At 73.7% G+C, this 14790-nt stretch carries 12 protein-coding genes; 7 read left to right on the forward strand and 5 right to left on the reverse strand.

Annotation, left to right across the window (positions count from 1 at the left end; genetic code table 11):
• On the reverse strand, positions 1–561 hold a 561-nt coding region (locus tag TR42_RS13470; protein ID WP_042216794.1), incomplete at its 3' end, for an FHA domain-containing protein.
• A gap of 72 nt (positions 562–633) precedes the next feature.
• On the reverse strand, positions 634–2799 hold the full coding sequence (locus TR42_RS13475; RefSeq protein ID WP_143058912.1) for a glycosyltransferase family 39 protein: 2166 nt from the start codon (positions 2797–2799) through the stop codon (positions 634–636).
• Between the two features lie 92 nt (positions 2800–2891).
• Between TR42_RS13475 and TR42_RS13480 the strand changes: the two genes are divergently transcribed.
• Positions 2892–3569, forward strand: coding sequence for a response regulator transcription factor (locus tag TR42_RS13480; protein ID WP_042216797.1), 678 nt, complete (start codon positions 2892–2894; stop codon positions 3567–3569).
• A gap of 8 nt (positions 3570–3577) precedes the next feature.
• Positions 3578–4888 carry a HAMP domain-containing sensor histidine kinase gene (locus TR42_RS13485; protein ID WP_042216799.1) on the forward strand — a complete coding sequence of 437 codons (1311 nt, stop codon included), beginning with the start codon at positions 3578–3580 and terminating at the stop codon, positions 4886–4888.
• Here the strand turns inward: TR42_RS13485 and TR42_RS13490 are convergent, their stop codons facing one another.
• Complete coding sequence (locus TR42_RS13490) at positions 4889–5389, reverse strand: GtrA family protein (RefSeq protein WP_042216801.1); 501 nt, start codon at positions 5387–5389, stop codon at positions 4889–4891.
• A gap of 33 nt (positions 5390–5422) precedes the next feature.
• Here TR42_RS13490 and TR42_RS13495 point away from each other — a divergent pair, with 33 nt between their 5' ends.
• Positions 5423–6565, forward strand: coding sequence for a 5-(carboxyamino)imidazole ribonucleotide synthase (locus TR42_RS13495; protein ID WP_042216803.1), 1143 nt, complete (start codon positions 5423–5425; stop codon positions 6563–6565).
• Positions 6562–7062: a 5-(carboxyamino)imidazole ribonucleotide mutase gene (purE, locus tag TR42_RS13500; RefSeq protein ID WP_042216805.1), complete on the forward strand. Its 501-nt coding sequence runs from the start codon at positions 6562–6564 to the stop codon at positions 7060–7062. Before TR42_RS13495 ends, purE begins: the two co-directional genes overlap by 4 nt.
• 95 nt (positions 7063–7157) lie before the next feature.
• On the opposite strand, the gene TR42_RS13505 is transcribed toward purE, so the two are convergent.
• Positions 7158–8441, reverse strand: coding sequence for an LCP family protein (locus TR42_RS13505; RefSeq protein WP_052406149.1), 1284 nt, complete (start codon positions 8439–8441; stop codon positions 7158–7160).
• 91 nt (positions 8442–8532) lie between these two features.
• Positions 8533–9741 carry an LCP family protein gene (locus TR42_RS13510; RefSeq protein WP_052406151.1) on the reverse strand — a complete coding sequence of 403 codons (1209 nt, stop codon included), beginning with the start codon at positions 9739–9741 and terminating at the stop codon, positions 8533–8535.
• 263 nt (positions 9742–10004) lie between these two features.
• Here TR42_RS13510 and TR42_RS13515 point away from each other — a divergent pair, with 263 nt between their 5' ends.
• The 3 genes from TR42_RS13515 to TR42_RS13525 are packed head-to-tail and all read left to right on the forward strand — an operon-like array spanning position 10005 to position 14785.
• The gene (locus tag TR42_RS13515) at positions 10005–10325 is read left to right on the forward strand and encodes a WhiB family transcriptional regulator (protein ID WP_042216806.1); all 321 of its coding nucleotides are present in this window, start codon (positions 10005–10007) and stop codon (positions 10323–10325) included.
• A 24-nt stretch (positions 10326–10349) separates the two neighbouring features.
• Positions 10350–13469 carry a glycosyltransferase gene (locus TR42_RS13520; protein WP_042216809.1) on the forward strand — a complete coding sequence of 1040 codons (3120 nt, stop codon included), beginning with the start codon at positions 10350–10352 and terminating at the stop codon, positions 13467–13469.
• Complete coding sequence (locus TR42_RS13525) at positions 13466–14785, forward strand: DUF5719 family protein (RefSeq protein ID WP_042216811.1); 1320 nt, start codon at positions 13466–13468, stop codon at positions 14783–14785. The genes TR42_RS13520 and TR42_RS13525 overlap by 4 nt, the downstream gene beginning before the upstream one ends.
• The last annotated feature ends 5 nt before the right edge of the window (positions 14786–14790 follow it).

The raw sequence follows: 14790 nt of genomic DNA on the forward strand, positions 1-14790 counted from the left end.
GCCTGCGAGCATCGGTCCGAGCCGCGGGGCGTGCCGCGTGGGCGGCCGCGGCTCCTCGCTGGCGGCGCCGGGGTCCGTCCACCTCAGCGCCGAGCCTCCCGCGAGCAGCAGGTCGCCGTGCCGCAGGCGCCGACGCAGCCGTCCGAGCCTGCGCCGCCGGCCTCCTCGGACGAGCATCGTGCCGTTGCGCGAGCCCAGGTCGCGGGCCCGTCCCGCGGCGTCGAGCGCCAGGTGCCGGCGGCTGAGGCGAGGGTCGTCGAGGCCGAGAGGCCCGTCGCGCCCCACGACGACCGCGTCCCGGACCGCCTCGACCACGCCGCCCGCATCGGGTCCGGCGACCACCCGCAGGTGAGGGCCGGTCGGCGGTACGGAGGCGCGCCCGGGCCGTGTCGAGAGGAGCGCGCCCGCGACGAGCGGCGGCACCCCCGCGCGGTGCGAGGCGTCGAGCCGAGCCCCGCCGCACCAGACCGCTGCGGGCGCCCGCATGAGCCGCAGGGTCTCCCCGAGCGTGGTGCCGGGCTCGAGCTCGACGTCCCCGACGCCCTCGATCGTGATGTCCACGCGGCCACGCAAGCGCGGGTCCGGCGTCCGGGCGGAGGCGGGCGCGCGTCCCTGTGGACGGGACGCCTCTGCTCAGGGGCTGGTGACCTCGCCGACGGAGAGGGAGGCGGCTGAGGCGGCGGACGAGGCGCTCGCGCCCGTGGACGAGGACGGCGCGACGGGTGCGAGCACGCCGTCCTCGCCGACCACGCCCGCGTACCACTGGTAGTCCCGGTCGAAGTAGGTGCGCGGGATCTCCTGAAGCGCATAGCTGGCCTGGCGGACCCGGGACGAGACGACGATCTCGGGATCGGCCGTCCACTCGAACCAGTCGGGGTCGCGCGTGAGCACCACGGGTGCGACGTCCCAGGCCTGCGCCATCTCCGCGACCTGCTCCGGCGTGAGGGAGGCGAGCGCGAGCGCCGTGGGCTGGTCGCACATCACCCGCAGCGAGCCGAAGTGCGAGGACGTGCCCGCGAGGATGATCGGGCGGTCGGGCGCGACGTCGCACAGCGCCGTGATCTGGTCGTAGGCGCCGCCCATCTCCCGCACGAACACGGGCGTCGCCGCAGACACCGGGAGGTCGTCGGAGGGCGAGATCGACACCCAGGTGCTGAGCGGCAGCACGAGGAAGGCGCCCGCGGCGACCCTCCGCGCCATAGGACGCCGTCCCTCGCGCAGGCGTCCGATGAGCCACCACGCGGCGACCGCGGCCGCGATCGCGAAGCCCGGCAGGGTGGCGGGCTCGAAGCGGCGGAAGGCCCACAGCTGGTCGGGCACCACCTCGGGGTTCCAGAAGTACAGCAGCGAGGTCGGCAGGGTCGCGCCGAGCAGCAGCGCCCACGCGGGACGGCGCGTGAGCATCCACGTGGTCGCGAGCCCGAAGCCCAGGATGCCGAGCAGCACCAGCGGCCACGTGAGGTAGTAGCTCACCCACGCGACCGTGTGCTCCGCATACGTCCGCGTGGGGTCCACCTCGAAGCCCTGCCCGCGCTGGAAGGACTCGACCACCGAGTTGGTGAAGCGGTCGACGCTCGTCTCCGTGCCGCGATGCGCCACCATCCACAGGGGACGGGACGCGAGCACCGCGAGCACGGTGGAGACCGCGACGCCCGCGGCGACCGCGCCCCGACGGCCCAGGCGGTCCCGCGCTGCGGTCGCGACGCCGTCGCCGCCGGCGAACCACGAGGCGACCCACAGCGCGAGCACCACCGTGAGCACCGAGTAGCCGACCATGAGCAGCACGGCCTGGTCCGCGAGCCGGTCCGCGTACCCCTCGCTCCAGCGCCACAGCGCGCCGTAGCCCGCGAGGAGGACCGCGGCCTGGATCGCGAGCACGCCGAGAGCGGCGGTCGCCCGCTTGGCGCGCGAACCCTCGATCAGCGCGAGCGCCAGCACCGTCGCGGCGAGCAGCCCGGCCGCGAAGGCGGCGCCGTCGATGCGGACGAACGAGATCGCGCCGGCGGTGACCGCGCCGAGCACCAGCGGGCCCGCGCGTCGCTCCTCGACCCCGCGCCACAGCCACAGCGCGGCCGCGAGCACCAGCACCAGCGTGAGCGGCTCGGTGTACGCGGCGCGCGACAGCCCGATGTGCGACACCGAGAGCGCGACGGCTCCCGCCGGCGCCAGCGCCGCGAGCGGCCCGAGCACGCGACGCGCGAGCGCGTAGATCGCGAGGATGCCCACCGCGCCGACGAGGCAGTTCGCGACGAGCACGCCGCGGTCCCCGGCGACCCAGCCGCCGGCCGCGATGAGCGCGGACAGCATGCGCGCCCCCTGCGGCTGGACGTCGTCGCCACGGAGGTTCCACGCCTGCGACGCGTCGGCGAGGACCGTCGAGTCGACGCCTGCGGCGTCGATCGCCCCGAGCGAGGGGATGTCGGAGTCGGGATGGTCGACCAGCCACAGCCCCGCGAGCGTGAGGAAGCCGGGATCGCGCACCACGATGAGGTACTCGGCGTGGAGCACGGCGGCGGCGACGGCCCACGCGCCCGAGCCGACCAGCGCCGCGAGCGCGCCTGTGCGGTCCGCGGCGGCGACGCGGGAGGGGACGGGGACGATGCGCCAGGCCGCGACGACCCCGACGACCGCGGTCGGCAGCACGGTCCAGGGGGTATGCATGCCGAGGCTCGCCCACAGCCCGGCGGACAGCGCGAGCACCACGAGCATGAGGACGATGCGCTCGGGGGCGGCGACCAGGCCGGCCGCGGCGCGGCCGGGGTCCGTCGCACGGGCCTGGGGAGAAGCGGGTCGCGTCACGGCCACCCAGCGTATCGGCGGGGCGGCTCCCGCTTGCGGACCGGGCCGCCCGGCGTCGTTGCAAACTGCCGACACACGGGTACTGTGTCGACATGACGCGAATTGTTTTGGTCGAAGATGACCCGACCATTTCAGAACCCTTGACCCGTGCTTTGGGTCGGGAGGGGTACGACGTCGAGTGGCATGGCACCGGCATCGGAGGGGTCGGGGCATCCGACGAGGCCGACCTGGTGATCCTCGACCTGGGTCTTCCCGACATCGACGGGGTCGACGTCGCACGTCGCATCCGCGACAAGGGCCTGCAGGTGCCCATCCTCATGCTGACCGCGCGCGCGGACGAGGTCGACCTGGTGGTCGGCCTCGACGCAGGCGCCGACGACTACGTGACCAAGCCGTTCCGGCTCGCCGAGCTGCTGGCGCGCGTGCGCGCGCTGCTGCGCCGTCGCACGGGCTCGGAGGCAGGCGGGGAGCTCGAGGCCGGCGGCGTCAGGATCGACGTCGCGGGCCACCGCGCGTACCTCGACGGCGGCGAGCTCCAGCTGAGCGGCAAGGAGTTCGACCTGCTCCAGGTCCTCGTCGCGAACGCGGGCTCCGTGGTCTCGCGCGACTCGCTCATGCGCGAGGTGTGGTCGGCGGACCCGGGCGCACCGTCCAAGACGCTCGACATGCACGTCTCGTGGCTGCGTCGCAAGCTCGGCGACGACGCGTCGCACCCGCACTTCATCACGACGGTGCGCGGCATGGGCTTCCGCTTCGAGACCGGCGACTGAGGGGACCCGTGCGCCGGCGCGTCCTCGCCGCGACGTTCTCCGCGCTGGCGGTCGCGGTCGTCATGCTCGGCATCCCGCTCGCGGTCGCGGCCGCGCAGATCATGCGGGACGACGCGCTGCGCGACCTCGACCTGCGCGCCACCACCGCCGCGAAGGCGCTGGAGCTGCGCTACCAGTCGGGGGAGTCGATCTCCGAGGGGACCATCGCGTCCTACGTCTCGAACAGCCCGGGTGCGCCCGAGTACATCCGGGTGGTGCTGCCGGACGGCACCGAGCTGACGGCCGGCGAGGAGCCCTCGCCCGCGTACACGGCCAACTACTTCACCGACTCGGGCCTCATCGTCTACGTGTACGTCTCGTGGTGGGACGTGTTCTGGCAGGCGGCCCGCATCGTCGGCCTCGTCCTCGCGAGCGGCACCGTCGCGATCGTCGCCGGCGCCGCGATGGCGATCTGGCAGGCGAACAGGCTCTCGGCGCCGCTCGTGTACCTCGCGGCCTCCGCGGAGCAGCTGGGGTCCGGTCAGGTCCCGCCGCGGCTCGAGAAGACGGGGATCGAGGAGATCGACCTGGTCGCCGACGAGCTCGCACGCTCCGCCGACCGCATGGCGGCGCGTCTCGCGACCGAGCGCCAGTTCGCGGCCGACGCCTCCCACCAGCTCCGCACGCCGCTCACGGCGCTCACGATGCGCCTCGAGGAGATCGGCGCGCTCACCGAGCAGGACGAGGTGCGCGAGGAGGCGGAGCGCTCGCTCGAGCAGGTCGAGCGGCTCGTCGGCGTGGTCGACGAGCTCCTGGGCCGCTCGCGGCGCGCGCTGGGCTCCGGCACCGAGCTGGTGCAGCTCGACGAGGTCTTCGACCAGCAGCGCCAGGAATGGGTCGGCCCGTTCGAGAACGCCGGACGTCGGCTGGTGGTCGTCCCGACGGAGTCGACCGTGTTCGCGACGCCGGGCGGGCTCGCGCAGGTGCTCGCGACGCTCATCGAGAACTCGCTCAAGCACGGCGCCGGGACCACGCGTGTCGCGGCGCGCGAGTCGGGGCAGAACCACGCGGTCGTGATCGAGGTCACGGACGAGGGCGCGGGCGTCCCCGAGGATCTCGCGCCGCGGATCTTCGAGCGCGAGGTCACCTCGGGGCGCGGCACGGGTCTGGGGCTCGCGTTGGCCCGCGACCTCGTCACGGCCGACGGCGGGCGTCTCGAGCTCGCGCACCGGGTGCCGGCGACGTTCGCGGTGTTCCTCCAGGGCGTGCCGCGCATGGTCGGCATCGAGGAGATCGTGCCGCACGCGCGGCAGTCGGGCGGGCGTCGCCGTCGGCGCTGATCAACCGCCGTCGCGCGTCGCGGGCGCGTCGGGCGCCGGCGCATCGTCCGTCGGGGCGTCGAACACGAGCAGCGCGTAGCCCACGTAGCGCGTGACGGTGCCGAGGCCGATGCCCACGAGGGACGCGATGTTGTCGGCGAGCACCGACGTGAGCCCCCACCAGTGGTGCGTGACGGCCAGCGTGCCGGCCTCGATCAGCAGCGCCGCCCCGTTGACGAGCGTGAAGAGCACCGCCTCGCGCGCGGGACGATGCCGGCGACGGCCGCGGTACGTCCACTCGCGGTGCGCGACCCACGCGAAGGCGATCGAGGTGAGCGTCGCGATGATCTTCGCGGTGACCACGCGGTCGTCGTCGCCCGCGACCTCGGCGTCGGGTCCCAGCGGGCCCAGACGCAGGAGGTTGAAGACCCCGAGGTTGACGACGATCCCGGCGACGCCCACGACGCCGAAGCGGGCGAGCTCGCCGGTGCGTCGGCGGAGCCACGCGAGGAGTGCGGTCATGGGGGATGAGCCTAGCCCCGGTAGTTTTGTCCCATGATCCCGATCGTCGCCGTCGTCGGTGGTGGCCAGCTCGCCCGCATGATGGCAGCTCCCGCCACCGCCCTGGGGCTCAGGCTGAGGGTCCTCGTGGAGTCGCACGAGGCAGCCGCCGCCCTTCCCGCCCATGAGACCGTGGTGGGCCTGCCCGCCGATCCCGATGCGATCGCGCGCCTGCTCGCGCACCCGCGTCCCGCCGCCCTCACCTGGGAGCACGAGCACATCCCCGCCGAGGTCTTCGAGGCCGCCGAGGCGGCGGGCGTCCCCGCACGGCCGGGGCTGCACGCGCTGCTGTTCGCGCAGGACAAGATCGAGATGCGCACCCGGATGGACGCGCTCGGGCTGCCCAACCCCGCGTGGGCCCACGTGGAGACCGAGGCCGATGTCGAGGCCTTCCTCGCGGTCCACGGCGGCCATGGCGTGCTCAAGACCGCGCGCGGCGGCTACGACGGCAAGGGCGTGCGGGTGATCTCCTCCCCGGCCGAGGCCACGGACTGGCTGCGCGCCGCGGCCGACGGCGGCCCGCGCGTGCTCATCGAGGAGAAGGTGCCGTTCGACCGCGAGCTCGCGGTCCTCATCGCGCGTCGCCCCTCGGGCGAGTCGCGCGCCTGGCCCACGGTCGAGTCCGTGCAGCGCGGGGGGGTCTGCTCCGAGGTCATCGCGCCCGCGCCGGACCTGCCCGCCCACATCGCGGAGGAGGCCGCCGAGATCGGCCGCACCGTCGCCGAGTCCCTCGACGTCACTGGCGTGCTCGCGGTCGAGATGTTCCTCGCGGGCGACCGGATCCTCGTCAACGAGCTCGCGATGCGCCCGCACAACTCGGGTCACTGGACCATCGACGGCGCCGTGACCTGCCAGTTCGAGCAGCACCTGCGGGCCGTGCTCGACCTGCCTCTCGGCGACACCTCGCCGACCGCGCCGTGGACCGTGATGGCGAACGTGCTGGGCGGCCGCCGCAGCAGCCTCACCGACGCGCTTGCGGAGGTGGACGATGCGGGGGCCAAGGTCCAGCTCTACGGCAAGGGCGTGCGCCACGGCCGCAAGGTCGGCCACGTCAACGTCTCCGCGCCGACGCGGGACGAGGCATACGACAGGGCCGTGACCGCCGCGGCCATCGTCAGGGATGGGGGACAGGCATGAGCATCCGGGTGGGCATCGTCATGGGATCCGACTCCGACTGGCCGACGATGAAGGCCGCGGGGGAGGCGCTCGACGAGTTCGGGATCGTCTACGAGAAGGACGTGGTGTCCGCGCACCGCATGCCGGAGCAGATGATCGCGTACGGCCGCGAGGCCGAGTCCCGCGGGCTCCAGGTCATCATCGCCGGGGCGGGAGGCGCAGCTCACCTGCCGGGCATGCTGGCCTCGGTCACCACGCTCCCGGTCATCGGCGTGCCGGTGCCGCTCAAGCACCTCGACGGCATGGACTCGCTGCTCAGCATCGTGCAGATGCCCGCGGGCGTGCCGGTCGCGACGGTGTCGATCGGCGGCGCGCGCAACGCGGGGCTGCTCGCGGCGCGCATCCTCGGCGCCGGCGAGGGCGAGGAGGCCGCGCGTCTCCGCGAGCTCATGCGCACGTTCCAGGAGGAGCTGCGCGAGCTGGCCTACGCCAAGGGCGAGGCGCTCCGCCAGGCCTGACCACCGGTTCCCAATGACAAGGGTGACGGGTGTGACTCGCAGAGCTGGTCACACCCGTCACCTCTGTCCCAAGTGTCATTGGGAATCGTGAGGGGTCAGTCGATGACGCAGTCCGCGAGGATGTCGTCCTGCGTCTCGCGCAGCGGCGTCGGGCTCACCGTCGGCTCGGGGCTCTCGGTGGCCTCGGCGGTCTCGCTGGGCTCCGCCGACGGCGAGGCGTCGGGCGTGGCGGACTCGGTGACCTCGGGCTCGGCGGTCTCCTCGGGCTCGGGCTCGAGGAGCTCCTTCAGCGAGTCGTCGTGCTTGAGCGCCGAGAACACCTCCTGGGCGTCGGGCTGAGTCCACAGCACGTCGCCGCTGCCGTCGCCGGCGTACTCCCACGGCACGGTGGTCATGTAGAGATTCGAGGTGTCGAAGTTCCGCAGGCTCCAGGCGAGCCCCACGAGGTAGTGGCCGTCGCCCAGCCCGGTGTCCATGGTGAGCGAGCGCGCGAGCGCGTTGACGAACTTGGTGCCCTTGGTCACGTCGGTGAGCACGTTGAGGCCGAGGACCTTGCGGGCCATGTTGGTGAGGAGCTCCTGCTGCCTCTCGATGCGCATGAGGTCCGTGCCGTCGCCCAGGCCGGTGCCGGTGCGGGCACGCGCCCATGCGAGCGCCTCGGTCCCGTCGAGCACCTGCGCGCCCGCCTCGAGGTCGAGGTGCGCCTTCGACGAGCGGACGTCCTGCGTGATGCACATCGGCACGCCGTCGATCGCGTCGACCATGTCGACGAAGCCGGCGAAGTCGACCACCGCCCAGTGGTCGACCATGAGCCCCGTGAGGTCGTAGACGGTGGTGATGACGCAGGCCGCGGCCTCGGCGACGTTGCCGTTCTGGCCGCCGTTGGAGAACGCGATGTTGAACTTGCCGGTCCAACCGCGCACCGTGCTGCCGTCGAACATCTGGCAGTCGGAGATCGCGACCCGGGAGTCGCGGGGGATCGAGACGAGCTCGATGCGGGACCGGTCGGCGGACACGTGGGCGATCATCGTGGTGTCGTTGCGCATGCCGCCCACGTCGCCCTTGCCGAGCTCCTGGTTGTCGTCGCCCGCGCGGGTGTCGGAGCCGAGCAGGAGGATGTTGAGCGCACGGCCCTCGGCGTCGTCGGTGAGACCCTCCTCGGCGTCGATGCTCTCGGTCACCTCGGGCAGCAGCGCGCTCACGTCCTCGGTGGTGATCCCGTCGGTCGCGCGGTTGAGGCTCGTCTCGAAGAACACCGCGGTGAAGCCGGTGACGGCGGCGACCACGCCGAGCAGCGCGGCGAAGGTGCGATGCGTGGGGACACGGGTCGCGTGCCGCGCGCCTGCGCGTCGGCGGTGGTCCGAGACCTCGACGGTCATTCATGCTCCTGGGCTCGGCGTGCGGGCACGCGGTGTCGATAACTGTGGCGACACAACGCACCGCGGAGCGCCGAGGTTCCTGCCCCTGCAGCTACCGGCACTCGTCGAGGAGGTCGGCAGTCGTGGAGGCGGACGGGGAGCCGCTGGACTTCGCCGAGGACGACGGCTCTGAGGTCGACTCCTCGTCGTCCTTCTTGCCGTCATCCCAGGCGGAGCTCGCGTCACCCTCAGCGGTCACCGAGATCGGTCGGTCGTTCCGTATATCGTCCCACATCTCCTCGGCCTCGGGCAGAAGCTCCACGTTGAGGCTGTCCGCGGTGTACTGCCACGGGGGCGTGTGGAACACGATGTCGTCGAGGCCGAGCCCGCGCAGGCTGTAGAGCAGGCCCACGAGGTAGGTGGTGGACGCCATCTGCTCGTCCATCGTGAGCGACTCCGCGACGGCGCGCAGGAACTGCGTGACCTCGTCCGTCTGCGTGAGGAGGTTCTTCGAGAACACGGTCGCCGCGATCTGCTCGAGGAGCTGCTGCTGGCGGGTGATGCGCTGGAGGTCCGATCCCGAGACGTCGCCCTCCTCGGCCGTGCGGAGCCGGGCGTACGCGAGGGCGGTCTCGCCGTCGAAGACCTGGGGGCCGGCCTCGAGCTCGAGGTGCGCTTTCTCCGACACGATCGGCTCGGCGATGCACATCGGGACCCCGCCGAGCGCATCGACCATCGAGATGAATCCGTCGAAGTCGACCACCGCGTAATGGTCGATGTAGATGCCGGTGAGCTGCTCGACGGTCCTGATGGTGCAGGCTGCGGCCTCCGCCGCGTCGCCGCGCAGGCCGCCGTTCGAGAAGGCGATGTTGAAGTCTCCCGAGGTGGCGGCGATCGTCGAGCCGTCCTTGTAGGTGCACTCGGGGATCTCGACCTGGAGGTCGCGCGGGATCGAGACCGCCTCGACCCGGCTCCGGTCCGCGGCGACGTGGACGATCATCGTGGTGTCGTTGCGCATGCCCGACACGGCGCCGCCGCCCACCGCCTGGTTGTCGCCCTCGCGGGTGTCGGATCCCATCACGAGGATGTTGAGCGCCTCGCCCGCCTCCTGGTCCGTGGGCCGCTCGGGACGGTCGCCTACCAGGGTGTCCACGTCCTCGGCGTTCGCGGCGAGCGTCGAGTCGAGCTGGTCCACGACCGTGCCGCCGTACACGAGGACGTAGCCGAGAAGCGCGGATGCGGCGAGCAGCGCGTACCAGCCGATCCTGCGCGCGAGCCCGGCTCGCGCGTGTCGAGGCCGCGGCGCCTCGGGCTCGCTCATGCGTCTCCCTCGCTCGTCTCTGCCGCATTGTAGGCACCGGCGAGGGACGATGACCCGGGGTGCCGCATCGTGTCCTGCCGCCCGCCATGCCGGCGGCCCTCGCGGACGCGTGTCCGTCGGTGGATGCAACGCTCCCGGGCGCGTGTGCGTTCACGCGAATTATTAGTTGGTGTGAAATAGACCATTCAACTTGACTACGCGTGATTACACGGCTGTAATTCACTAGACGGGTGGAGGGCCCGTCACGATCGGGAGGTGGGACCATGTGGGATATCTACAGCGGGTCCGTGCCCTCCGACGCAGGGACGCCGGCATCGACGCTGGCATCCGTGGTCGACATCTTCGACGGAACCGACGATGACGGCCCTCTGGCATGGCAGGAGCGCGCGCTGTGCGCCCAGACCGATCCCGAGGCGTTCTTCCCCGAGAAGGGTGGCTCCACGCGTGAGGCGAAGAAGGTGTGCACCTCGTGCGACGTGCGCGCCGAGTGCCTCGACTACGCGCTGGCCAACGATGAGCGGTTCGGCATCTGGGGTGGGCTCTCGGAGCGTGAGCGTCGCAAGCTCAAGCGACGCGCGGTCTAGCCGGAGCCCCTGCGTGGGAGCGCGATGAGTCCTGCGCGCCTGCTGGTGCGCGCGATCGTCGTCTCCGACGGTCGTACGACGCATCTCGCCGATGTCCTCGCCTCGATCGCGGCGCAGACCCTGCGCCCCGACATCGTCCACGTCGCGCTGCCGCTCGACGCGCCGCGCCCGCCCACGCCGGACGGCCTCGTCATCGACTGGCGCGACACCGCCCGCAGCTACACGCGCAGCATCGGACTCATCCTCGCCGAGCATCCCGCGCATCCACAGGAGTACCTCTGGCTGCTTCATGACGACACGGCTGCGCTTCCCGAGGCGCTCGCGCAGCTCGTCGCGACGGCCAAGAAGCGGACCGCCGCGGCGGTGGTCGCTCCCGCGCACGTCCGCTGGGACGATCCGACGCGGCTGGTGAACCTCGGCGTCACCACCACGCGGGTGGGCGCGCGACGCATCGACCTGGTCGAGCAGGACGACATCAACCAGGGCCAGTACGACGAGCGCGACGACGTCCTCGCCGCCTCCATCGCCGCGGCGCTGGTGCGCCGCGACGTGTGGGACGCGTTCGGCGGGCTCGAGCCCGCGTACCGCGGCTACGGCGACAGCCTCCACTTCTGCCGCCGCGCCTGGCGGGCGGGCCACGACGTGGTCATCGTGCCCAGCGCGAAGGTGCGCCACTCGCAGGACGGCCTGCGCGGCGTGCGCCAGCGCTCCAGCCGCGGCACCGACGCGACGTACGGGCTCCGGCGCACCGGCGAATGGGTTCACGCGCTCGCGTGGTCGCGTCCGCTCATGGTGCCCGTGCTGCTCCTGTGGACGTTCCTCTCCGCGGCGACGCGGGCCGTGCTCCGCATCGCCCAGAACGAGTCCCGGATGGTTGGCGCGGACCTCGCGGTGCCGTGGCGCGTGCTCGCCAGGCTGCCGAAGGTGCCGGGGATGCGGGCGCGGATCCGGCGCGGCTCCACGCGTCCCGCCACCGCCGTCGCGCCCTTCCTGGTCGGCACGCGCGCCGTCATCTCGCATGTCCGCTCGCGCGAGCTCCACGCGTACGACCGCTGGCGCGCGCAGTCGGCGCCCTCGGACATGGTCCGCTTCGAGCTCGAGCGCGCGGCGGCGCGCCGGCGCACGGGCCTCGGGATCGTCGTGGTCCTCGCGATCGCCGCCTCGGTGGCGCTGCACGGCACGTGGCTCAGCGCGATCGCCTCCGGGCGGATGCTCGCCGGCCGCGCGCTGGGCGTCACGGACGTGCCGGTCGACGCGCTGTGGGAGCGCACCTGGTCCGGGTGGAGCACCACCGGCTTCGGGTCCCCCGCGCTCGACGGCTCGTTCAGCGCTCTGCTGCTGCCCCTCGCGGCGCTGCCCGGAGGGCTGCGCGTGTGGATCGGCGTGCTGCTCGGCATGGGCGTCGCGCTCGCGACGGCGTCCGCATGGTTCGCCCTGGGCGCCGCGACGCGCTCGGTCTGGGCGCGCGGGCTCGGCGCGTTCGCGTACGGGCTGTGGCCCCTGCATCTCCAGGCAATCGCGGACGGCCGGGTCGGCCCGGTGATCGCGCACGTGATGCTGCCGTGGTTCGCGATGGGGCTCGCCCGGGCGGCGGGATGGCATCGGGGCGAGGCCGTCGGCGGAGGCGAGGAGTTCCCCGCGCGCCGGCTGCCGTCGCCCAGCGCCGCGATGGGCGCCGCGTTCTCCCTCGCCGTCGTCGTGGTCGCGGCGCCCGTGCTGCTGCTCCCGCTCGTGCTCGTCGTGCTCGTCGCCGGCGCCTTCGCCGGCACCGCTCGCTGGCGCGTGTGGTCCGCGGCGGTGCCCGCGCTCGTGGTCTCCGGGCCCGCCCTCGTCGCGGCGTGGACCGCCGGTCCGCTCACCGCCGACGCGTGGGCGATCCTCGCGCGGGAGAACGGTCCCGCGCTCGTCTCCGAGGCGGTCGAGCCGTGGCGCATCGTCCTGGGCCTCACCGCCGAGCCCCTCGGCACGCCGGGGCTCCCGGGCCTGCCGGGCACCGTCGTGGTCGGCGCGATCGGCCTCGCCGTGGTGCTCGCGGCGGCGGTCGCCGTCGGCTCCGGGCGTGCACCATGGGCAGTCGCCGGCGGGATGCTCGTCGCGGCGCTCGGCGTCGTGACGGCCGCCGCGGCCCAGTCGACGGTGGTGGTGACGGGAGCCGTCACCGGAGAGGCACCCGCGAACGGCTTCGCCGGGCCCGGCTCGACGCTCGTGGTCGCGGGCCTCCTGGGGGCCGCCGCGGCGGCGTCCTCGCGGCTGTGGACGCGTGGCGAGGGGAGGGGCCGTGCCGCGGTCCGCACCTCCACGTCCGTCGCCGCCGTCCTCATGGCCGGCGTGATCGTGGCGACCGTGGTGGTCGAGGCATGGCCGGGGCGCGAGGAGCGCGGCGACGTCCACCCCGTCGAGGCGACCGTGCTGCCGCTCGTCGCCGCGCTCGAGCAGGAGCTCTCGACCCGCCAGCGCGTGCTGGTGCTCACGGATACGGATGAGGGCGTCGACTACACGGTCCTCGAATCCGACGGCACGGTGGTGCTCGACGGGCGGGCGCAGCCCGCGGTCGACGCGCTCGTCACCGTGCCCCAGGGCGCGACCGCCGCGACGCTCGCGGACACCGTCGCGACGCTCGCGGGCGCAGGCGCGGACGCGACGCCGCTCCTCGCGGACTGGGGCGTCGGGGTCATCGTCGCCGCGCCCGGCTCGACCATGATCGCGAGCTCGCTCAGCCAGCTCCCCGAGCTCGACCTCATCGGAGCGAGCGAGGTCGGCACGTCCTACCGCGTCTCGCGGGCCGGCTCCGACGTGCCGGTGTCGCGCGCCTGGGTCGACCGCGGCGGCGACATCGTCCCCGCCGACGCCGACTCGTGGTCGGGAGCGATCGCGCGCACCGCCGGCGGCGACGGGACGCTCGTCATCGCGGCTCCCGCCGACGAGCGCTGGATCGCCGAGTCCGGCGGCGTGGCCCTCGCCTCCGTGGACGATGCGCTCGGACGCGCGGCGTTCTCCGTGCCCGCCGGCGCGGGCGAGGTGACCTACCGCTACGAGGACCACGACCACCGGCTGTGGTGGTGGGCCGCCCTCGTGACCGTGGCGTGGGCGGTCGTGGGCATGATCCCGCTCCATGACCGCCGCTTCCAGGCGGTGCGGCGATGATCCGGCGGATCGTGGTCCTGGCCGCGGCGGCGGGCGCGGTGCTCGCCGTCGTCACGGCGGCGCGGCTGCCCGCCGAGCAGGCGCCGGAGGCGGACGTCACCGTCGCCGAGGTGACGCCCGCGGTCCAGCCGATCGCGTGCCCCGGCCCGGTCGAGATCCCGGTCGGCGAGATCGAGTCGGGCGACCCGGAGCTCGGCTCCGGCTCGGAGGACCGCGCCTACGCGACCCTGGGCGACGGCGTCGCGCCGGTGGGCGCCGGCTATCTCGCGGGCGGCGACGTCGCGGCCTCGCTCGAGCGCGTCGGCTCCGGCGACGTCGCGGGCCTCTCGGCGACCTCGTGCGTCGCGCCGGTGCGCGACCAGTGGCTGGTCGGCGGATCGACGGCGCTCGGCGCGAGCGCGAGGCTGGTGCTCACCAACCCGTCGGACGCGTCGACCGAGGCCACCGTCACCATCTACGGAGGGCTCGGCGAGCTCGAGGAGCATGCCGTCGTGTCGATCGCCCCGGGCGGTCAGCAGGACCTCCTGCTCGAGGGGGTCGCCGCGGAGGTGCCCGCGCTCGCGATCCGCGTGGTCGCGACCGGTGCGGGCGTGGTCGCCCACCTGCAGGACTCCCGGCTCGCCGGCTTCCAGGCCGCCGGCACCGACTGGGTCGCCCGCGGGGCGACGCCGGCGACGTCGCTCGTGGTGCCCGGCGTCGGCGTCGAGGGCGACGCGAGCGCGGTGCTGCGGCTGCTCGCGCCCGACGGCGCGACCGCGAGCCTCGCGCTCGCGGGGGAGGACGGCGCCGTCGACTGGGGCGGCGTGTCCGCGCTCGTGCTCGAGCCCGGCGTGGTCACCGAGGTCGAGGTGCCCGCCGTCGCGGCGGGCGCCGTCGAGATCGAGGCCGATGCTCCCGTGGTCGCGGGAGCCATGCTCACCGTGCCGCGCCCGGTCGAGGACGGTCCGGCCGATGCGGAGGCCGCGGATCTCGCGTGGATCGCCGCGCAGCCCGTCGAGGACGGGTTCCCGCGCTCCCTCATGCTGACCGAGCACGCCGCGTCGATCGAGGTCCACGCCTCGACGTCGGGCGGCGTCTCGTTCAGGGACGCGAGCGGTGAGACGGTCGCGTCGGCGGTGCTGCGCGCCGGCACCGTCGCGTCGCTGCCCCTCGACCTCCCTGCGGGCACCGAGATCACGGGCCCCGCCGACGTCGCGTGGGTCGTCACGGTCGTCGACGAGCCGGGCTTCGTCTCGACCCTCGCCCCGCGCCGGACCGATGTCGAGTCGACCGAGGTGCGGGTCGCGCAGCGTCCGTACGTCCGCGAGGGGTCCTGACGCGC

Origin of the sequence: Demequina mangrovi, assembly GCF_000759715.1 — a bacterium.
In the GTDB taxonomy this organism is placed as follows: Bacteria; Actinomycetota; Actinomycetes; order Actinomycetales; family Demequinaceae; genus Demequina; species Demequina mangrovi.